Source organism: Pseudoxanthomonas helianthi, assembly GCF_017939625.1.
Classification (GTDB): Bacteria; Pseudomonadota; Gammaproteobacteria; order Xanthomonadales; family Xanthomonadaceae; genus Pseudoxanthomonas_A; species Pseudoxanthomonas_A helianthi.
Window position 1 is genome coordinate 945,771 of sequence record NZ_JAGKTC010000001.1, and the last position, 19,805, is coordinate 965,575.

Annotated in this window: 19 protein-coding genes; 12 read left to right on the forward strand and 7 right to left on the reverse strand. The window is 68.2% G+C overall.

The window, feature by feature from the left end:
- The 4 genes from J5837_RS04265 to J5837_RS04280 all read left to right on the forward strand — a co-directional run bounded on the left by J5837_RS04265 (position 1) and on the right by J5837_RS04280 (position 3,053).
- Positions 1-765 (forward strand): endonuclease/exonuclease/phosphatase family protein, encoded by a 765-nt coding sequence (locus J5837_RS04265; protein WP_210535465.1) that lies wholly within the window; start codon positions 1-3, stop codon positions 763-765.
- 169 nt (positions 766-934) lie between these two features.
- Positions 935-1,954 (forward strand): alpha/beta fold hydrolase, encoded by a 1,020-nt coding sequence (locus J5837_RS04270; protein ID WP_210535466.1) that lies wholly within the window; start codon positions 935-937, stop codon positions 1,952-1,954.
- A 19-nt stretch (positions 1,955-1,973) separates the two neighbouring features.
- Complete coding sequence (locus J5837_RS04275) at positions 1,974-2,465, forward strand: DinB family protein (RefSeq protein ID WP_210535467.1); 492 nt, start codon at positions 1,974-1,976, stop codon at positions 2,463-2,465.
- 69 nt (positions 2,466-2,534) lie between these two features.
- A complete protein-coding gene (locus tag J5837_RS04280; RefSeq protein ID WP_210535468.1) occupies positions 2,535-3,053 on the forward strand; it encodes a DUF1993 domain-containing protein in 519 nt (172 codons plus the stop codon).
- Between the two features lie 40 nt (positions 3,054-3,093).
- Here the strand turns inward: J5837_RS04280 and J5837_RS04285 are convergent, their stop codons facing one another.
- On the reverse strand, positions 3,094-3,903 hold the full coding sequence (locus J5837_RS04285) for a sulfite exporter TauE/SafE family protein (RefSeq protein WP_244755612.1): 810 nt from the start codon (positions 3,901-3,903) through the stop codon (positions 3,094-3,096).
- Positions 3,904-3,991: 88 nt separating this feature from the next.
- Here J5837_RS04285 and J5837_RS04290 point away from each other — a divergent pair, with 88 nt between their 5' ends.
- Positions 3,992-5,944 (forward strand): transglycosylase SLT domain-containing protein, encoded by a 1,953-nt coding sequence (locus J5837_RS04290; protein ID WP_210535469.1) that lies wholly within the window; start codon positions 3,992-3,994, stop codon positions 5,942-5,944.
- Positions 5,945-6,063: 119 nt separating this feature from the next.
- Entirely contained in the window at positions 6,064-7,317 is a 1,254-nt protein-coding gene (locus tag J5837_RS04295; RefSeq protein ID WP_210535470.1) for a multifunctional CCA addition/repair protein, read from the forward strand.
- A 113-nt stretch (positions 7,318-7,430) separates the two neighbouring features.
- Here the strand turns inward: J5837_RS04295 and J5837_RS04300 are convergent, their stop codons facing one another.
- On the reverse strand, positions 7,431-8,207 hold the full coding sequence (locus tag J5837_RS04300; protein ID WP_210535471.1) for an SDR family oxidoreductase: 777 nt from the start codon (positions 8,205-8,207) through the stop codon (positions 7,431-7,433).
- Between the two features lie 54 nt (positions 8,208-8,261).
- Between J5837_RS04300 and J5837_RS04305 the strand changes: the two genes are divergently transcribed.
- Entirely contained in the window at positions 8,262-8,507 is a 246-nt protein-coding gene (locus tag J5837_RS04305) for a hypothetical protein (RefSeq protein ID WP_210535472.1), read from the forward strand.
- A 227-nt stretch (positions 8,508-8,734) separates the two neighbouring features.
- Here J5837_RS04305 and sppA read toward each other — a convergent pair whose 3' ends face one another.
- Together sppA and J5837_RS04315 are read right to left on the reverse strand one after the other, a co-directional pair.
- Complete coding sequence (gene sppA / locus J5837_RS04310; protein ID WP_210535473.1) at positions 8,735-10,657, reverse strand: signal peptide peptidase SppA; 1,923 nt, start codon at positions 10,655-10,657, stop codon at positions 8,735-8,737.
- Positions 10,658-10,787: 130 nt separating this feature from the next.
- A complete protein-coding gene (locus J5837_RS04315; RefSeq protein WP_210535474.1) occupies positions 10,788-12,185 on the reverse strand; it encodes an MATE family efflux transporter in 1,398 nt (465 codons plus the stop codon).
- A 155-nt stretch (positions 12,186-12,340) separates the two neighbouring features.
- Between J5837_RS04315 and J5837_RS04320 the strand changes: the two genes are divergently transcribed.
- Entirely contained in the window at positions 12,341-13,492 is a 1,152-nt protein-coding gene (locus tag J5837_RS04320) for a DUF3667 domain-containing protein (RefSeq protein ID WP_210535475.1), read from the forward strand.
- Between the two features lie 9 nt (positions 13,493-13,501).
- Positions 13,502-13,813, forward strand: coding sequence for a DUF4286 family protein (locus tag J5837_RS04325; protein ID WP_210535476.1), 312 nt, complete (start codon positions 13,502-13,504; stop codon positions 13,811-13,813).
- 152 nt (positions 13,814-13,965) lie between these two features.
- On the opposite strand, the gene J5837_RS04330 is transcribed toward J5837_RS04325, so the two are convergent.
- Entirely contained in the window at positions 13,966-14,148 is a 183-nt protein-coding gene (locus J5837_RS04330; RefSeq protein ID WP_210535477.1) for a hypothetical protein, read from the reverse strand.
- A gap of 74 nt (positions 14,149-14,222) precedes the next feature.
- Here J5837_RS04330 and J5837_RS04335 point away from each other — a divergent pair, with 74 nt between their 5' ends.
- Positions 14,223-16,520 carry a primosomal protein N' gene (locus J5837_RS04335; protein WP_210535478.1) on the forward strand — a complete coding sequence of 766 codons (2,298 nt, stop codon included), beginning with the start codon at positions 14,223-14,225 and terminating at the stop codon, positions 16,518-16,520.
- Between the two features lie 2 nt (positions 16,521-16,522).
- On the opposite strand, the gene J5837_RS04340 is transcribed toward J5837_RS04335, so the two are convergent.
- On the reverse strand, positions 16,523-17,059 hold the full coding sequence (locus tag J5837_RS04340) for a GbsR/MarR family transcriptional regulator (RefSeq protein WP_210535479.1): 537 nt from the start codon (positions 17,057-17,059) through the stop codon (positions 16,523-16,525).
- An 87-nt stretch (positions 17,060-17,146) separates the two neighbouring features.
- Here J5837_RS04340 and J5837_RS04345 point away from each other — a divergent pair, with 87 nt between their 5' ends.
- Both J5837_RS04345 and J5837_RS04350 read left to right on the forward strand, forming a co-directional pair.
- Positions 17,147-18,094: an NAD(P)H-binding protein gene (locus J5837_RS04345; RefSeq protein ID WP_210535480.1), complete on the forward strand. Its 948-nt coding sequence runs from the start codon at positions 17,147-17,149 to the stop codon at positions 18,092-18,094.
- Positions 18,091-19,362, forward strand: a complete 1,272-nt coding sequence (locus J5837_RS04350; protein WP_210535481.1) for an NAD(P)/FAD-dependent oxidoreductase — start codon at positions 18,091-18,093, stop codon at positions 19,360-19,362. Before J5837_RS04345 ends, J5837_RS04350 begins: the two co-directional genes overlap by 4 nt.
- On the opposite strand, the gene J5837_RS04355 is transcribed toward J5837_RS04350, so the two are convergent.
- The gene (locus J5837_RS04355; RefSeq protein WP_210535482.1) at positions 19,335-19,799 is read right to left on the reverse strand and encodes a DUF1203 domain-containing protein; all 465 of its coding nucleotides are present in this window, start codon (positions 19,797-19,799) and stop codon (positions 19,335-19,337) included. The two genes, J5837_RS04350 and J5837_RS04355, sit on opposite strands and share 28 nt — an antisense overlap.
- Between the last annotated feature and the right edge of the window lie 6 nt (positions 19,800-19,805).

Below are 19,805 nucleotides of genomic sequence, written 5' to 3' on the forward strand. Positions count from 1 at the left end.
ATGACCGCTCCACGCCGCCTGCGACTGCTCAGCGCCAACATCCAGGCCGGCTCCAGCACGCGTCGCTACAGCGATTACGTGATGCGCAGCTGGTCGCATGCGCTGCCGATGGGGCGCAAGCGCAGCAGCCTGGATGCGATCGCGCAGCTGACCCGGCAGCACGACATCGTCGGCCTGCAGGAAGCCGACCCCGGCAGCTTGAGATCCGGCTTCACCAACCAGACCCATTACCTGGCCGAACAAGGCGGCTTCGATTTCTGGAGCCACCAGCCGAACCGCAACGTCGCCCGCGTCGCCGGCAGCGCCAACGGCCTGCTCAGCCGGCTCGAGCCGGTGGAAATCACCGACCACACCCTGCCCGGCCGCATTCCGGGCCGCGGCGTGCTGGTCGCGCGTTACGGCGAGGGCGACGACGGCCTGGTCGTCGCGGTGGCGCATCTGTCGCTGGGCGCGACCTCGCGGCGCACGCAGCTAGACTTCATCACCGAACTGCTGGCCGATCATCCGCACGCGGTGTTGATGGGCGACTTCAACTGCGTGGCCGAACGCCCCGAGATGGAGCGCCTGTACGCGCGTACCCACCTGCGCCCGCCGCGCGAAACCGTACCGACCTTCCCGAGCTGGCGGCCGCAGAAGGCCATCGACCACATCCTGGCCAGCGATGCGCTGCAACCCGCGCAACTGCGTGCGCTGCCCGCGGCCAATTCCGACCATCTGGCGCTGGCGCTGGAAATCGAAGTGCCGGCGGCGGCATTGCGCGGTTGAGATCCCCTTTGACGCGGACATGGGCAACTTCCAGAATCCGCTTCTTCCCCGGGACTGAGGTCGACTCGCAATGGCCGTGCACAAGGAGATGTTCGTGACCCCGACAAGAATGTCATCCCTGCTCCTGGCTGCCGTCCTCTTCTGCGTCAGCGCGTGCACCAGTCCGGGCATGCCGAAGCCCTCGACGCCGGTGCAGGACACAGGCATGCTGGATGCCGCGCCCTATCGCATCGACATCCCCGAAAACTGGAACGGCGACCTCGTCGCCCTGTTGCACGGATACGAACCCAAAGGGTCGCCGCGCCAGCAGCCTTGGCCGCAGAACGAAGCGGCGCCGCTGTTCCTGGCGAAGGGCTACGCCGTCATCGAGAGCGGCTATTCGTCGCAGGGATGGGCCGTTGCCGATGCCATAGCCGATACCGAAAAGCTGCGCGCGTATTTCGTCGAAAAGTACCGCAAGCCGCGACGTGCCTACCTCGTCGGCTTTTCGATGGGTGGCCTGGCCGTGCTGAAAAGCGCGGAACTGTACGGCAAGTCCTACGACGGCGCATTGTCCCTGTGCGGCGCGAACATGCCGGCCGGCACCGTGTTCCAGGACGCCGTGCTGACGCCCCTGGTGGCGTTCGACTATTTCTTTCCCGGCGCGATGGGCCTGACCGCCGGGGGCTTGGCCGATCCCGCTTCGCCGGCCATGCTGGACAGCGAAGCGATCGAACGCGAGTTGCAGAAGAACGAAGCGACCGCGACGCTGCTTTCGAAGCGGCTGGACATTCCCCGCCCCGGACTCGCGGGTGCGCTCATGCTGTACAACCTGGTGCTGCGGGAAGCCGCTTCCCGCGCCGGCGGGTTTCCCGTCGACAACCGTTCGGTGGCGTATTCCGGCTTCGGCGACGACGAGGCGTTCAACCGCGGCGTCCGTCGCTATGCCGGCGACCCGCGCGCCATCGCATCGATCGACGGCAGCGCCGAATTGACCGGGACCATCCAGGCGCCGGTGGTGCTGCAGCCCAGTGCACTGGACCCGACCGTGCCCGCCCGGTTCAACCACCTCTATCCCGAACTCGTCCGTTCGCGTGGAACGCCGCAACCCTTGCTGGAACTTCCCGCCGTCGGCGAAGGTCATTGCGGCTTCGCGAACGAACAGATCGTCGGTGCGTTCAATCGCCTTCTGCAACTGCATCGTCGCTGACTGGAACCAGAAAGCCGTCATGAAGCATCAGTTCCGCTACAAGACCTGGGCCAATACCCAGATCCTCGACGCGCTCGCCCAGGTCGATTCCTCGCGGTATCCGTCGGAATGGAACCAGGCGATCCGCCTGGTGAACCACACTTACGTCGTGGATCGGATCTTCGCCGCCCACCTCAGCGGGGCGGCGCGTCCGTTCGATGCGACGAATACGCCTGAAACACCTACCTTGGACGGCCTTCGCGAAAGCATCGCCAAGTCCGACGCATGGTTCCAGGAGTACGTCGAACGAATCGGCGGCGACGCGCTGGACGAAACCATCGCCTTCACCTTCACCGACGGGCAACGCGGCTCGATGACCCGCGCGGAAATGCTGTTCCACGTCCTGGCGCACGGCACCTACCATCGCGGCAATGTCGGCATGGTCCTCGTCGCCTGCGGCGTGGACCGGCCCAGCGATACGTTCACGCGCTTCCTGCACTTGGCCGAACCCGAACGCCGCGAACGCGCCTGATCCTTCTTCTTCCTGCCCGACCGCATCGCGGTCGGGTAGCCCACACGACATCATCCACCGGAGCTCCGCATGTCCAACCCTGAAATCGCCGAAATCAAGCGCATCTTCCTGTCCCGCCTCGATGCCCTGAACCACATCCTCGACGTCGCCGAAAAGCACCTCGACCTGGAAGCCGCGCTGCAGGAACGCCTGGCCCCCGACATGTTCCCGCTGGGCACGCAGATCGCCTTCGCCTGCAACCAGCCGCGCGGTTTCGCCCAATGGAGCGCCGGCAATCCGGTGGAGAACCTGGGACGCGATGTCGATTCCGTGGCGATGGCGCGTTCGCACATCGCGCAGACGAGGGAACTGGTGTCGGCCATCTCCGCCGGCGACGCCAAGCTGGACGAAGACAAGCGCATCGGCCTGGGCCCGGGCCGCTATTGCGTGCTGCCCGCGCGCCAGTACGTCAGCGACTACCTGATGCCGAACCTGTATTTCCACATCACCACGACCTACGCGATCCTGCGCAAGCTCGGCGCGCCCCTGGGCAAGGCCGACTACATGAGCTTCCTCGCGCCGCACGTGCGTACCGAAGGCGACGCCTGAGGTTTCTCGCGAAAGCGGCCAAGGCCGCTTTCGCGAATCTTCAACCGCCCAGCCCGATCATCAGCGCCATCGCCAGCAGGAACGCGGCGAACACGCGCTTCAATGCCAGGCCGCTGAGCTTGTGCGCCAGCCGCGTGCCGTACGGCGCGGCCAGCACCGAGGCGATCGCCACACCGATCGCGGCCGGCAGGTACACGTAACCCACCGCATGCTGCGGCAGGGCGCCGGCCGGCGCATGCAAGGCATAACCCAGCGCGCTGGACAGGCCGATGGCCACGCCGCAGGCGCTGGACGTGCCGACCGCGCGTACCGGGGCCACGCCGCGCCAGACCAGCAACGGCACGGTCATGCTGCCGCCGCCGATGCCGACCACCGCCGACACCGCGCCGATGCCGGCGGCGGCTGAGCTGATCGGCAAGCCGGTGGGCGCAGGCGCGTGTTCGCCACCGCTTCCGTGCCCGTTCTTGCCGAACAGCAATTGCAACGCGGCGATCACGCAATAACCGGCGACGATCCAGCGCAACGCGCCGTCGTCCAGCTTCACCGCGAAGCCGCTACCCAGCCAGCCGCCGAGCAGCAGGCCCGGTACCATCCATTTCACCGTCGGCCACAGCACGCTGCCGCGCCGGCTGTGCGCACGCGCCGAAGATGCGGCGGTCAGCACGATGCTGGCCAGCGAACTGGCCAGCGCCGCATGCATCGCCGCTTCCTTCGGCACGCCCTGCAGCGGCAGCAGCCACGCCAGCGCGCCGACCAGCACCAGGCCGCCACCGATGCCGAGCAGGCCGGCGAGGATGCCGGCGATGGCGCCGAGCAATGGGTAAAGCCACATGCCGCCGAGAAAGTCCAAGACCGTTCCTTTGTTCGTGAATCACGCCTTCATCCACGCGTCGCCAAGCGAACCGAACGATTCATCCGGCGTCCCGTATATTCCGCGCATGTTTGCCCGACATTCTCTCATCGCCATGGCCCTCGCGTGCCTGGCCCTGCCCGCGGCGGCGCAAAAGCTCGATGCGCAGCGCCCGATGGTCCGTGCCGCGCTGGAGGCGGCCGAACGCGGCAGCTTCGATGCCACCCAGTTTCCCGGCGTCGCCTCGCATCCGCTGTACGGATGGGTCGAATACGCCAGCATGGCGCGCGACTGGGCCGGCGTTTCCGAAGGGCAGGCGCAAGCCTTCCTGAAACGCTATGCCGGCCAGCCGGTGGCCGAGACCTTCCGCAGCGGCTGGCTGGGCGAGCTGGCCAAGCGCGAGGACTGGCCAGGTTTCCTCGCCGCGTGGCAGCCGCGTGAAAGCGCCACCCTGCGTTGCGCCGAACTGAGCGCACGCGCGGCCACCGGCAAGCTCGACGCGGACTGGACCCGGGATGCGCAGGCGCTGTGGCGAGGCGCGGCCAAGTCGCTGCCGGACAGCTGCGATCCGGTATTCGCCGCGCTGGCCGCGCAAGGCCAGCTGGGCGCGGATTTGCGCTGGCAGCGCATCGATGCCGCCGCGGCCGAAGGCCAGCCGGGCGTGATGCGCGCCGCCGCGCGCGGGCTGCCCCCTGCCGATGCGGCGCAAGCCAACGACTACGCCGCTTTCCTCGATGCGCCCAGGCCTTCGGCGCTGAACTGGCCGAAGACCGAACGCAGCCGGAACATGGCGACCTACGGCCTGATGCGCCTGGCCCGGCGCGACGCCAGCGCGGCGGAGTTGCAGCTGCCGCAGTACGCCAATGCGCTCGGCCTCAGCGACGAGCAGCGCAACAAGGTGCTATACGAAATCGCGCTGTGGACCGTGGCCAGCTACGAACCGGATTCCGCGCGTCGGCTCGCCGCAGTGCCCGACGCCGCCTACGACGAGAAACTGCACGAGTGGCGGGTGCGCGAGGCGATGGCCCGCGGCGACTGGCGCAGCGCCCTGGCCGCGTTGCGCAAGATGCCGCCGAAACAGCGCGAGGATTCGCGCTGGCGTTATTTCGAAGCGCGCCTGGCCGAGGAAACCGGCGACAAGGCGGAGGCGCAGCGGCTGTTCGCACAGGCGGCGAAATCGTCGACCTTCCACGGCTTCCTCGCCGCGGATCGGCTGAACCAGCCTTACGCGCTGTGCGCGTGGATTCCCAACGACGGCGATGCGGCGAAGGCGGCCGTCGCGCGCGATCCGTCGATGGTCCGTGCGATGGAACTGTGGCAGCTGGACCGCCCCAACTGGGCCACGGCCGAATGGAACGACGCGTTGAAGCGCTTCGACGACACCCAGCGCCGCATCGCCGTCGAAGTGGCGCAGGACAACGGCTGGTTCGACCGCGCGGTGTTCGCGCTGGGCAAGAATCCGGACGAACAACGCCTGTACCAGTTGCGCTTCCCGCTGCACCATGGCGACACGATCCGCCGCGAAGCGGCGAAGAACGCGCTCGATCCGGCCTGGATCGCGGCCGAGATCCGCGCCGAAAGCGTGTTCAATCCGCGCGCGCGTTCGCAGGCCAATGCGCTGGGCCTGATGCAGGTGGTGCCCGCCACCGGCGCGACGACCGCGGCGAAGATCGGCCTGCCGTGGGGTGGTGCGGCCAGCCTGTACGACTCCGATACCAACATCGCGCTGGGCAGTGCCTACCTGCGCGAGCTGCTGAACAAGTACGGCCTGCCCTACGTCACCATCGCCGCGTACAACGCCGGCCCGACACCGACCGCGCGCTGGCAGGCGCAACGCCCCGGCTTCGACGCGGATTTCTGGATCGAGACGATCAGCTACAAAGAAACCCGCGAATACGTCGCCCGCGTGCTGGCCTTCAGCGTGCTGTACGACTGGCGCTTGAACGGCAAGGCCCTGCCGCTGACCGACCGCATGCATGGCCGCATCGACGCGCAGCGCAAGCCTTTCACCTGTCCGACGGCGCAGATGCCGAAGAGCTGACTTCGCTTCTGTAGAGTCGAGCTTGCTCGACTGCTCGTCGTGTCCGGCGCCGAGAAACAAAAAAGCAGTCGAGCAAGCTCGACTCTACAACGGCGCATCCGATCAGGCATCATTCCCCCATGCAGACCTATCTCGTCGGCGGCGCGGTGCGCGACCGGTTGCTCGGCCTTCCGCCGGGCGACCGCGACTGGGTCGTGGTTGGCGCGACGCCCGACGAGATGCTCGCGCAAGGTTTCAAGCCGGTCGGCCGCGACTTCCCCGTGTTCCTGCATCCCCGCACCGGCGAGGAATACGCGCTCGCACGCACCGAACGCAAGTCGGGACGCGGCTATCGCGGCTTCGTCGTCGATGCCGATCCGTCGGTGACGCTGGAAGAGGACCTGCAGCGCCGCGACTTCACCCTCAACGCGATCGCGCAGGCCGAGGACGGCACCCTGGTCGATCCCTACGGCGGCGCGCGCGACATCGAGGCGCGCGTGCTGCGCCATGTCGGCCCCGCCTTCGTCGAAGATCCCTTGCGCGTGCTGCGCGCGGCGCGCTTCATGGCGCGCTTCGCCGCGCTCGGCTTCAGCGTCGCCCCGGAAACGCTGGCGCTGATGCGGCAGATCGCCGGTTCCGGCGAGCTCGACACGCTGGTGCCCGAGCGCGTCTGGCAGGAACTGCGCAAGGCGCTGCGATCGGAACGGCCGTCGGCCTTCCTCGACACGCTGCGCGAAGCGGATGTGCTGAAAGCGGTGCTGCCCGAAGTCGACGCGCTGTACGGCGTGCCGCAACGCGCGGACTTCCATCCCGAAATCGACACCGGCCTGCACCAGCAGATGGTCAGCGACATGGCCGCGCGCTTGGCGCCGGGCGACGACGTGGTCGGTTTCGCCGCCCTGTGCCACGACCTGGGCAAGGCGCTGACGCCGAAGGACCAGCTACCGAAACACATCGCCCACGAAGCCGCCGGCGTCGCGCCGTTGCGCGTGCTGTGCGCGCGCCTGAAAGTGCCCGCCGAACACCGCGAGCTGGCCGAACTGGCCTGCCGCGAACACCTCAACGTGCATCGCCTGTTCGAGCTGCGCGACACCACCGTGTACGAACTGCTGGCCCGCAGCGACGCCTTCCGCAAGCCGGGGCGCATCGCGCAACTCGCGCTGGTCTGCGAAGCCGACAAGCGCGGCCGCGGCGGCAAGGAAGAGGCCGACTATCCGCAGGGCCGCGAGCTGCAGCGCCTGCATGCCGCCGCGCTGGCGGTGAATGCCCGCGATCTGGGCGAGGCTGTCAGCGGCCCGGCGCTGGGTGAAGCGCTGCGCAAGGCGCGCATCGCCGCGATCGCAAATGCACGCAACCCTGCTTCCCTTCTCCCTCCGGGAGAAGGTGGCGCGTAGCGCCGGATGAGGGCGGAAGCCTCCCGCGCCATGGAAATTTCATTGCAACTTGAGGCTCCCGCCCTCATCCGCCCTACGGGCACCTTCTCCCGGAGGGAGAAGGAAAAGCAGCGTCAGAACCCGTAGCGCAGGAACCCGCCGTCCACCGCGATGCATTCGCCGGTGATGTAACTGGCCGCGGGCAGGCACAGGAACGCGACCGCGGCGGCGACTTCCTCCGGTTCGCCGACGCGGCGCATCGGCGTGCGCTCGATCACTTCCTCGTAATAGTCGGTATCCGACAGCTTGTCGGAGGTGCGTCGGGTGCGGATGTACCACGGCGCGACCGAATTCACGCGCACGCCGTCCTCGGCCCATTCGGCGGCCAGATTGCGGGTCAGCTGGTGCATCGCGGCCTTGGTCATGCCGTAGGGCGCGCCGCTGCGCACCGCGGTGATGCCGGACACGCTGCCGACGTTGACGATGCTGGACACCGCATGCCGGGTCAGCAGCGGATAGGCGAGCCGCGACAGTTCGAACGCGGAGAACAGGTTGGTCTCGAAGATGCCGCGCCACTCGTCTTCGCTGTAGTCCACCGCCGGCTTGGTTATGTTGCCGCCAGCGTTGTTGACCAGCATGTGCAGGCCGTCGGCATGGTCCTCGACCCAGTCGAGGATCGCGCGGCGGTCGTCGTCGTCACTGACGTCGGCGGACAGGCCCAGCACGCGTTGTTCGGGAAACTCATCGGCGAGGTCGTCGCGCGCGGCTTCCAGCGCGCCGGCATCGCGGGCCACCAGCAATGCATCCGCGCCTAACCCCAGCAGCTCGCGGGCGATGGCCAGACCGATGCCCGCACTGGCGCCGGTGATCAGCGCGATTTGTCCATCCAGCCGCCAACGGTTCGAACTCATGCACGCCTCCTGTTCCGGGCGTAGCATAGCGCCAGGCCCATCCGGGGATCATCGATGAACGCCACTCGCTGCCTTTGCCTGGTCGCACTGCTCTCGGGCGCTGTCGCCTGCAAACCGGAACCGCCGCCGGCCGACAAGCCGCCCGAACCGCAGGCCGCCGTCGCGACGCCCGCCGCCGAACAGCACACCGAACTGCGCGATGCGATCCAGGCGCCGCAGGACAAGGCACGCGCGGTGGAAGGCCAGGTCGAGCAAGCCGCCGACGCGCAACGCGACGCGATCGACGCGCAAGCGCAGTAAGCCGTCCCGCTTTGTAGAGCCGAGCATGCTCGGCTCCCCTGCCGTTGATGTCGCCGTTGTAGAAGCCGGGCTCGTCCCGGCTTGCTTTTCGCCTTTCGTGCCGAAGATCAAAAGCGTGCCGGGGCGAGCCCGGCACCTACAAAAAGCAAAAGCAGCCGAGCATGCTCGGATCTGCAAAGCGCAATCGTAGGGTGGGCACGCTTTCCGTGCCCACCGGGCTTTCCGCATCAGAACCCGCAGAAGCAATACGCCAGCGCCTTCACCGGCTGGCCGCTCTTGTCCTTGACCGCGCTCTCGACGAAACGCAGCTGCGCCTCGGTTTCCGGCATCGACTTCAGCAACAGTGCGCGGGCGAAGCTGGAATCCTTCAGCCATGCCGCACCGATGCGGCTCTGGGCGAATCCGCCGAACAACTGCTGCAGCGGCGAGATCATCTGTTCGACGTAACGCACGCGGTACTTGTCGGCCTGGCCCAGCTTGGCGCGCGCGGCGGCATCGGCGATGGCGGAATCGAGACCGCCGAGTTCGTCGACCAGGCCGCGTTCCTTCGCCTGCGCGCCGCTCCACACGCGGCCGCGGCCGACTTCGTCGACCTGCTCCACGCTCTTCTTGCGCGCGGCGGCGACCTTGCCGGTGAAGTCGGCGTAACCCTTGTCGATCACCGACTGGATCAGCTGGCCCACGCCCGGGTCGAGCGGACGGCTGATGTCGAACGCGCCGGCGAAGCGCGTGGTGCCGACGCCGTCGGTATGCACGCCGACCTTGTCCAGGGTGCGGGTGATGTTGGGGATCAGGCCGAAGATGCCGATCGAGCCGCTGACCGTCGAGGCATCGGCGTAGATGCGGTCGGCGTTCATGCTGATCCAGTAACCGCCGGACGCGGCCAGGTCGCCCATCGACACCACCACCGGCTTGCCGGCTTCCTTCAGCTTGACCACTTCGCGGCGGATCTGTTCGGAGGCGAACACTTCGCCGCCGGGCGAATCGACGCGCAGCACGACCGCCTTCACGTCGTCGTCGTCGCGCGCTTCGCGCAACAACGCGGCGGTCGATTCGCCGCCGATCTTGCCCGGCGGCTCTTCGCCGCCGGTGATTTCGCCGGCCGCGACCACGATGGCCACCTGCGGGCGCTTGTCCAGCGGCAGGCGCGACGCGTCCAGGCGCGCCAGGTAGCCGTTGAAATCGACGCTGCGGAAGCCGGTTTCCGAGTCCTTGTCGGCGACGCCGCGCTCGGCCAGCAGGTCCTCGACTTCCTCGCGGGTCTTCAAGCCGTCGACCAGCTTCTGCTGCAGGGCGAACTTGGCCAGGTCGCCGCCGGCGGCGGCCACGCCCTCGGGCAGGGTGTCGATGCCGGCCGCAAGCTGTTGCGGCGTGGTCTTGCGCAGCCTGGCGATATCGCCGAGGTAGCGCTGCCAGATATCGCCCATCCAGAACAGGTCGGCTTCCTTCGCTTCCTTTGAAGCGGCGTCGAGGATGTACGGCTCGGCGGCGGACTTGTATTCGCCGACACGGAACAGGTGCACGTCCACGCCCAGCTTGTCCTGCAGCGCCTGGCGGTAGTACTGGCGGTAGCGGCCCATGCCTTCCAGCACCACGCTGCCCATCGGGTCCAGGTAGACCTCGTTGGCCTGCGCGGCCAGCAGGTACTGCCACTGGCTCAGGCCTTCGCTGAAGGCGACGATCTGCTTGCCCGAGGCGCGCAGGTCGGCCAGCGCACGGGCGACTTCGTTGAGGCTGGCATAGCCGCTGGGCTGCAGCTTGTCGACGTCGAGCAGCACGCGCTCGACGTTGCCGTCTTCCTTCGCCGCCTTGATCGCACGCAGCAGGTCGCGCAGTTGTACTTCCTCGGCGCCGTCGTCGCCGGTGGCCTTGGCCAGCGCGCGCATCGCGGCATCCTTGGTGAACTGCTCGACGATGCGGCCTTCCGGCGCGATGACCAGGGTGGTGCGCGACTGCAGCGGCTCGATGCCGCCCTTGCCCACGATGACCAGCAGGATCGCCAGGAACAGCAGCAGCAGGCCGAAGAACACGATGTTCATGATCAGCCGGCGGGTGAAATTCATCACGTCCCACAAGCCGACGAAGAACGCGACGATGGGGTTGCGGCGGGACGGCAATGCCGGCGGGACGGCGGGGGCGGGCTGGTTCATCGAAAACTCCGGAAAACTGGAACCAGCCTAACGGTTTCCAAGGCTGGATTCATGCGTCTTAAGTCATTGAAGTTGGAACTTTGCGGGCCACGGCCGTGGTGAGCTTGTCGACCGCGCCGTGGAAGCGACTTCAGCCGCGATGCCGGTCGCTTCCGGCCGGCGCTATGGGACCCTGGACCAGCAATTTGCGGCTGCTGCGCTCGAAGCGCGTTCCCAGCGCCACCGCCGCGGCGGTCAGGCCCGCGATCAGGCCGACCCACATGCCCTGCGGTCCCCAGCCCAATCCGAGGCCCAGGCCGACGCCCAGCGGCATGCCCAGGCCCCAGTAGGCGCCCATCGCCAGCCACATCGGCACGCGCGTGTCCTTCAAGCCGCGCAGCGCACCCGCCGACAGCACCTGGATGCCGTCTGGGAACTGGAACGCCGCGGCGAACAGCAGCAGGGTGCCGGCCAGCGACGCCACCGCCACATCGCGCGTGTACACGGACGCGACTGCGTCGTGGCCGAACAGCAACACCATCGCCGACAGCGCCTGCGTCGCCAGCACGATGACATAACCGGCATGCGCAGCGCGGCGCAGGCCGCGCGGATCGTTCGCGCCCAAGGCGAAGCCGACGCGCACCGTGGTCGCCTCGGCCACGCCCATCGGCACCATGAAGCACAACTGGGCCACGTTGATCGCGACCTGATGCGCCGCCGCCGGCACCGCGCCCAGGCGCGCGATCAGCAGCGCAGTGACGATGAACAGGCTGCCTTCCATCAGGATGGTCACCCCGATCGGCAGGCCGGTCTTCAGCAGCTGCACGATCGCCGCCACGCGCGGCGGTTCGAAGTGCGCGAACAGCTTCAGGTGGGCGAAGCGCTTCGATTTCCACAGGTACAGCGCGAACGCCAGCGCCTGCGCCCACATCGTCGTCGCCGACGCCGTGCCCAGCCCCGCGGCGCCCATCGCCGGCGCGCCGAAATGGCCGAAGGTCAGCGTCCAGCCCAGCGGCGCCAGCAAGGCCAGGCCACCGAAGCCCAGCAGCATGGTCGGCAGGGTCCAATGCATGCCCTCGCTCAGGTAGCGCATGCAGAAGAACAGCACCAGCGCCGGCACGCCCCAGCGGATCGCGTGCAGGAAGGCGGTCGCGCCGGGCACGATGTCCTCGGCGATGCCGAACGGCCGCAGCAGCAACGGCGCCAGGCTGAGGAAGGCGAACATCAGCACGCCGATGCCCAGCGACAGCCACAGCGCCTGGCGGAATAGCGGGCCGATCTCGTCGTGGCGGCGCGCGCCGTGCAGGTGCGACACCGAGGCGGTCAGCGCGATCAGCGTGCCGATCGGCACCATCATCGGCAGCCACAGCAGCGCGGTGCCGACGGTGACCGAAGCCAGTGTCGCGGTGCCGTGGCGGCCGGCGATCAGGTTGTCGACGAAACCGATCAGGCCGGTGGACACATGGCCCAGCACCAGCGGCAGCGCGAGCATCGCCGTGGCGCGCACTTCGTCGCCGAAGCGGCGCGGGGGAAGGGTCGGGGAAGACATGGGGAAACGCGCGTCCGACTGCGGCGCGGACGAAGAAGGCGTCGCGCAGGATTCCGGGCCGGATGCGTGCAGTCTAGCGGTTTCGTCGGCGTCCTGCCTTCCGCGCGCCATCCGTGCAAGGTATCTTCGCCCGGCTCAGACGAGGCTCTCTCCCCATGACCGACGCCGCATCGCACGCGCCCGCCAACTGCGAAAACTGCGCCACGCCGCTGCTGGGCAAGTACTGCCACGCCTGCGGCCAGTCCATCCACAACCCGCTGCGCAACTTCTGGCATGCGCTGGAAGAGCTGATCGAGTCGTTCTGGCACCTGGACGGACGCGTGTTCCGCACCCTGCGCGACCTGCTGGTGCCGCCGGGGCTGGTGGCCAATCGCTACCTGCGCGGCCATCGCGTCGACTATGTCGCCCCGTTGCGCCTGTTCGTGGTGATGAGCCTGCTGGCCGTCGTCGTCGGCCATTTCGCGATGGCGGCCAACGACCATTCCGACGCGGTGAAGTTCAACGGCGTGCCGGCGCGCAGCATGGACGACGTCGGCGCCGCCACCACCGTCGCCGAGGCGGAGCAGCGCCGCGACCGCGTGCTGCAGCACCTGCGCGAGGTGCGTGCCGGCATGACCGGGGCGGCCGCGAATGGCCGCGAAGGCGTCGACGCGGGCATCGAGGCGGTCAATGCCGCCGCCGACCGGCGCATCGCCGAGCTGCGCGAGGCCGCCGCCAGCGGCAAGCCGGTGCCGCCGCCGAGCAAGATCGACCTGAGCGAATCGATCGACTGGGACGCGAACAAGGATCCGATCCAGATCGGCTGGCTACCCGATTTCGCCAACCGCTGGCTGACTTCGGAACTGGCGCAAGGCAAGCGCAACCTGTCGCGCATCCAGCAGGAGCCCGAGCTGTTCATGCGCGCCTTCTTCGGCGCGATGCCGAAGGCGCTGTTCGTGCTGGTGCCGCTGTTCGCGTTGCTGTTGAAACTGGCCTACATACGTTCCGGGCGCCCCTATCTGGAGCATCTGGTCGTCGCGCTGTACAGCCACTCCTGGCTGCTGCTGATCATCCTGCTGATGTGCCTGCTGTCGATCGCTGGCGATTGGCTGGCGCCGCGCGCCGCCTGGGCAGCAGCTACCGCCGAATGGTTCCGCGGATTGCTGTGGCTGTCGATGCCGGTATACCTGCTGCTGATGCAGAAGCGCGTGTACGGACAGGGCTGGCTGAAGACCTTGCTGAAATACCTCGCACTGGGCAGCGTGTACTTCTTCCTGGTCGCCATCGCCGTGGTGGCGCTGGCGGTCTACAGCGTGGTCCACGCCTGAGCCCTGCCCATGCCCGTCATCTATGAAGTGAACCTGCACGTCGACGCCGCCATCGCCGGCGAGTACCGCGACTGGCTGGCCCACCACATCCGCGAAATGCTGGCCCTGCCCGGTTTCACCGGGGCGCGCTGGTTCGAGGTGGCCGACCCGGCGACCGAAGGCGAGGCGGCGTTCTGCTGCCAGTACGAACTGGCCGACCAGGTCGCGCTGGACGCCTATTTCCGCCACCACGCCGCGCGCATGCGCGGCGACGGCGCCCGGCGTTTCGAGGGCCGCTTCCGTGCCAGCCGAAGGGTGCTGCGGCCCCTGCCTTCCGCCTGATCGAACGGCCCGTTGTCATGCTGCCCTGCGGCAACCGCGGGGCCGAGCCCAAGGCCGACAAGCACTTAGCGCATCGACGGTTGTGCACAGCCGTTACAAAACCTTCATATCCGCGCGGATTTTTGCCCACAGCCATTTCTTACCGCTGTATTTCACACGTAAATACCTGATTCTGAAAGAAAAACAGGTGATGGCACTTTTTTCGCCAATTCGTAAGAAATGTGCTGATTCAGGCCTCCGGGACGCCCTGCGCCGCTGACATGCACAGTGTTATCCACAGATTTTGTGGATAAGGCGGAATCTCCAATCGCAACCGCTACTTGCGAGATGTTCATCAGTCCCCGGACAGATGTTGCGCGCAACTCGAGCCGGTTACGGACGCCTTGCCTCGCTGGGTAAACTGGCGTCGATGCCCCCATCCGCCTCCACTCTGCAAGTCGCCCTGCCGGTGCCCCTGCCGCGGGTGTTCGATTACCGGCCGCCGGCCGACCTGGTGGCCGGTGAGGACGCCATCGGCAGACGGGTACGGGTGCCGTTCGGCCCGCGCGAACTGTGCGGCGTGGTCGCCGGGGTCGGCGCGCCGCACGTTGAGCCCAAGCCAGTCGACGCGCCCGAATTGCGCCACGCCTTGGCCCTGCTCGACGAGGCGCCGCTGTTCCACGGCGAGTTGCTCGAATCGTTGCGTTGGCTGGCCCGCTATACCCACGCGCCGCTGGGCGAGGTTTTCGCCACCGCCCTGCCGGCCGCGTTGCGCCACGGCGAGCCCCTGCCCGACACCCATGCCTGGGCCTGGACCCTGACGCCGGAAGGCAGCCGCGAAGTTGAGCGGCTGCGCAAGGGCACGCGTCCGCGCCGGTTGGCCGAACTGCTACAGGCCGGCCCCAGGGATGAGGACGCGTTGGACCTGCTGCTGGAGGACTGGCGCAGCGCCGCACGCGCCCTGGCCAAGCGTGGCCTGGCCGAACGCGTCGCCGTTCCCGCCTCGCGGATCGCGCCGGAACCACAAGCCGGGCCGGAATTGAATGCCGAACAGCAGGCGGCGGTGGAAACCATCGTCGCGGCCGACGGCTTCGCGCCCGTTCTGCTGGAAGGCGTCACCGGCAGCGGCAAGACCGAGGTCTACCTGCGCGCCATCGCCGACTGCCTGGCGCGCGGCAAGCAGGCGCTGGTGCTGGTGCCGGAAATCGGCCTGACCCCGCAGACTCTCGCCCGTTTCCGTGCCCGGCTCGGCGTGCCAGTGCATGCGCTGCATTCGGGCCTGAACGACAACGCGCGCGCGCGGACCTGGGCGGCCGCGTGGCGTGGCGAAGCGCGGGTGATCGTCGGCACGCGTTCGGCGGTGTTCACCCCGCTGCCCGACGCCGGCCTGATCGTCGTCGATGAAGAGCACGATGCCAGCTACAAGCAGCAGGACGGCATCCGCTACCACGCGCGCGATTTCGCCCTGGTGCGCGGCAAGGCGCTCGGCGTCCCGGTGCTGCTGGGTAGCGCGACGCCTTCGCTGGAATCGCTGCACAACGCGCAATCCGGTCGCTATACGCACTTGCGGCTGAGCAAGCGCGCGGGCGAAGCGAAACCGCCCGCGGTGCGCGTGGTCGACGTGCGCAAGCGGCCATTGCAGGCCGGCCTGTCGCCGGAAACCTTGCAGGCCATCGACCACGCACTGCACGTCGGCGGACAGGTACTGGTGTTCAAGAACCGGCGCGGCTACGCGCCGGCGCTGCTATGCCACGACTGCGGCTGGAGCGCGCACTGCAAACGCTGCGACGCAACCATGACCGTGCACGCCGGCGGGCGCCGCCTGCAATGCCATCACTGCGGCCATCGCCAGCCCGCGCCGCTGGCCTGTCCCGATTGCGGCGGGCTGGCCTTGCAACCGCAGGGCATCGGCACGGAGCGGCTGGAGGAGATGCTGGCGGAGAAGTTCGCAGCCTTTCCCGTCGTGCGCGTCGATCGCGGCACGACGCAACGCAAGGACGCGATGGAAAGGCACCTGGATGCGCTCGGCGACGCACCGGGCATCCTCGTCGGCACCCAGATCCTCGCCAAGGGCCACGACCTGCCGCACCTGACCCTGGTCGTGGTGGTCGGCGTCGACGAAGGCCTGTTCTCCGCCGATTTCCGCGCAGGCGAAAAACTCGCCCAGCAGCTGATCCAGGTCGCCGGCCGCGCCGGCCGCGCCGAGAAAGCGGGCGAAGTGTGGTTGCAGACTCACCATCCGGAACACGCGTTGCTGCAGACGCTGATCCACGGCGGTTATCCCGCGTTCGCCGCGAACGAACTGGCGATGCGCGAGGCCGCCGGTTTCCCGCCGTTCGCGCATCTCGCGCTGCTGCGTGCGGAAGCGCAGCATGTCGAAGCCGCGCAGGCGTTCTTGCTGGCGGCCAAAGCGCAAATCCCCCTCGGTCCCCCTTTTGCAAAGGGGGAGGCCATTGCTGCATCTGCCGTACGAAATGCAACTGGGATCTCCCCTCCTTTGAAAAAGGGGGGCCCGGGGGGATTTGTCTCCGAAGTCGAACTGCACGGCCCGATGCCCGCACCGATGCCGCGCCGCGCCGGCTTCCAGCGCATGCAACTGCTGCTGTCCTCGCCGAACCGCCGAACCCTGCACGCCGCGCTCGACGCGTGGGTTCCGGCGCTTCACGAACTGCCGGAAGCGCGCAAGGTGCGCTGGTCGCTGGACGTCGATCCGGTCGATCTGTACTGACGTCAACCGGCGTCGCGCAGCAGTTTCTGGATCTTGCCGCCCAGCTTCATCAGCTTCATCAGCGTCTTCGGTTCCAGCCGCAGCATCTCCTCGCCCCACGACGACAACGCGCCCATCAGCGCCAGGGTTTCCCTGATCCGCGCACGCGCATCGGGCGGCTCCTCGCTCAATGCCGGGTCGGCGGCCATTTCCCGCAGCATCGCGACGGTGGGGTCGAACTCGCGCGCCTTTCGTTCGCGCACCACGGTGCGGAACAGCTCCCACACGTCTTTCGATGTCTCGAAATGATCGCGTCGGTCGCCGAGCAGGTGCACCACCCTGACCAGATTGAGGTTGACCAGCTCGCGCAGACTGTTGCTGACGTTGGAACGCGCCACCACCAGCACGTCCGCGATTTCCTCGGCGTGCATCGGCCGCCCGGACAGGAACAGCAACGCATGGATCTGCGCCACCGTGCGGTTGACCCCCCAGCGCGAGCCCATCTCGCCCCAGTGCAGGACGAAACGGCGGCTCAGCGGGGACAGCGGATCGGCAGGCATGGCGGCAGGGGTGGCTGGAGTTGCGCAGAGGCTAGTTCTGCCATATATTTCTGTCAAGACAGAAATTTCCGAACGGAGACCATCGCGATGGGCGCGCTGGACGAGGCAAAGGGACGACGGATACTGGTCCTGGGCGGCGCCGGCTTCATCGGTCGCCACGTGGTCGAAGCGCTCGCGGCGCGCGATTGCCGCGTACTGGTCGGCAGCCGCCATCCGCGGCGGCGGCGCAGATCGACGGTCGCCCCCGTCTTCGGATTCCGCGAAACGCGGCTCGAATCGCTGCTGCAAGCCGCCGATTGGAACGAAGCGCTCCGCGACTGCGACGCGGTGGTCAACTGCGTCGGCATCCTGCGCGAGCGCGGCCGCGAAACTTATCGCCGCGTGCACCACCTCGCCCCCGCCGCGCTGGCCGAAGCGTGCCGGCAACGCGGGCTGCGACTGGTCCATGTCTCCGCCCTGGGACTCGACGCCGACGCCCGCAGCGGTTTCCTGCGTTCCAAGCGCGACGGCGAAACCGCGCTGCGCGCCAGCGGCGCGGACTGGCACATCGTGCGCCCCTCGCTGCTCGACGGTGAAGGCGGGTTCGGCGCGCGCTGGATCCGGCGCGTCGCACGCTGGCCACTGCATCCCCTGCCGCGCGGGGCCACCGGGCGCATCGCGGTGCTGGACGTGCGCGACCTGGGCGAAGCCATCGCCGCGCTTGTCCTCGCCAATGCACCGTCGCGGCGCGAACACGACCTCGGCGGCCTGCAGGCGCGCACGCTGGCCGAACACCTGGCCGCGATGCGCGCGCTGCACCGTCCGACACCCGCGCGGCCCATCGCGATTCCCGACGCGCTCGCCCGTTTCGCCGCCCATGCCTGCGATCTGCTGCACGCCACGCCGTTTTCCTACGGACATTGGGAACTCCTGCAGCGCGACAATCGTCCGGCCATCAACCGCCTGCCCGAGCTGCTGGGCCGCATGCCCCGGCAGGTCGGCGCGCCGGCGGTCGTGCCGGCGCATCCACTTCCCCTCGCGGAGCCCGTGCAATGAAACATCTCGTCATCATCGGCGGCGGTTTCGCCGGCCTGTGGGCGACCCGCGCGCTGGCCGGCGAGGCGTTGCGCATCACGTTGATCGATCGCCACAACCACCACCTGTTCCAGCCCCTGCTGTACCAGGTCGCCACCGCCGGATTGTCGGCGCCGGACATCGCCGCGCCGTTGCGCCACATCCTGCGCCGGCAGGAAAACGTCGAAGTGCGGCTGGGCGAAGTGCGCGACATCGCGCCCGACGCGAAGACCGTGACGCTGGACGATGGCGACGTGCTGCGTTTCGACTGGCTGCTGCTCGCCGCCGGCGCCACGCACGCCTACTTCGGCCACGACGACTGGGCGCCGCATGCGCCGGGATTGAAGACGCTGGACGATGCGCTGGACCTGCGCCGCAAGTTGCTGCTGGCGTTCGAACGCGCCGAGGCCGAAACCGATCCCGCCGCGCGCGCTGCGTGGCTGAACTTCGCCATCGTCGGCGGCGGCCCGACCGGCGTGGAGCTGGCCGGCACGCTGGCCGAGATCGCCCGGCACACCCTGAAGAACGAATTCCGCCACATCGATCCGTCCGAGGCGCGCGTGCGCCTGATCGAGGCCGGCCCGCGCGTGCTGTCTTCATTCCCCGAGGACCTGTCGGAAAAGGCGCGCCGGCAACTGCGGAAACTCGGCGTCGAAGTCGTCACCGGCACACCGGTCGGCGAGATCAACGCCGCAGGTTATCGGCTCGGCGACGAATTCGTAGCCGCGCGCACCGTGGTCTGGGCCGCAGGAGTGGCCGCATCGCCGCTGGCGCGTTCGCTGGGCGTGCCCCTGGATCGCGCCGGGCGCGTGCTCGTGCAGCCGGACCTGAGCGTGCCGGGCCATCCGGACATCTTCGTCGGTGGCGATCTTGCTTTGGTGCAAAGCGATGGCAAGCCGGTGCCCGGCGTCGCGCCCGCGGCGAAGCAGATGGGCCGGTACGTCGCGCAGGCGATCCGCACGCGGCTGGCGAAGACCGATCCACCGTCCGCGTTCCGCTACCGCGACTTCGGCAACCTGGCCACGATCGGACGCATGGCCGCGATCGTGCACCTGGGCAAGCTGAAACTGTCCGGCGTGCTGGCCTGGTGGTTCTGGCTGGCCGCGCACGTGTTCTTCCTGATCGGCTTCCGCAACCGCCTGGTCGTGCTGTTGAACTGGGCGTGGGCGTACTGGAGCTACCAGCGCGGCGCGCGGATCATCCTCGGCGACAGCGACGACGGTCAGGCGCGTTCGACCAGGCAGGCATAGCAACCCGGCCGCGCGTTGTGCACGTGCAGATAAGCGATATCGTCGCGGGCGAAAAATTCGGCGATGGCGGCTTCCAGCTCAGCCCCTTCGACGACCTCGGCCATGTGCATCCAGCCGCTCGCATCGTAGCCGCGCAGCGACAGCAGGCGCGGATGGAAGGAAGGCGGCACTTCGTTCTCGTATATCGCCTGCGCCACGTTCTCGCGGACGAAGATCGGCCCGCTGGCGCGATACGGCCCGGCGACGTCGTGGTGCCCGTGCGGCAACAGCAGCACGGTTTCGCCCACCCGGGCGTTCTGCAATGAAATCCGGCAGGGAAAGCCGCGGTCGCTGTCGGCGACGACGCGGCGGATGTCGCGTTGCGCCAGCGCCGCATCGTCGAGGGACCACAACGGTGCGAAAGGTTCCGGCGCGAGGCCGGTGAAACGGAAGGACATGGCAGC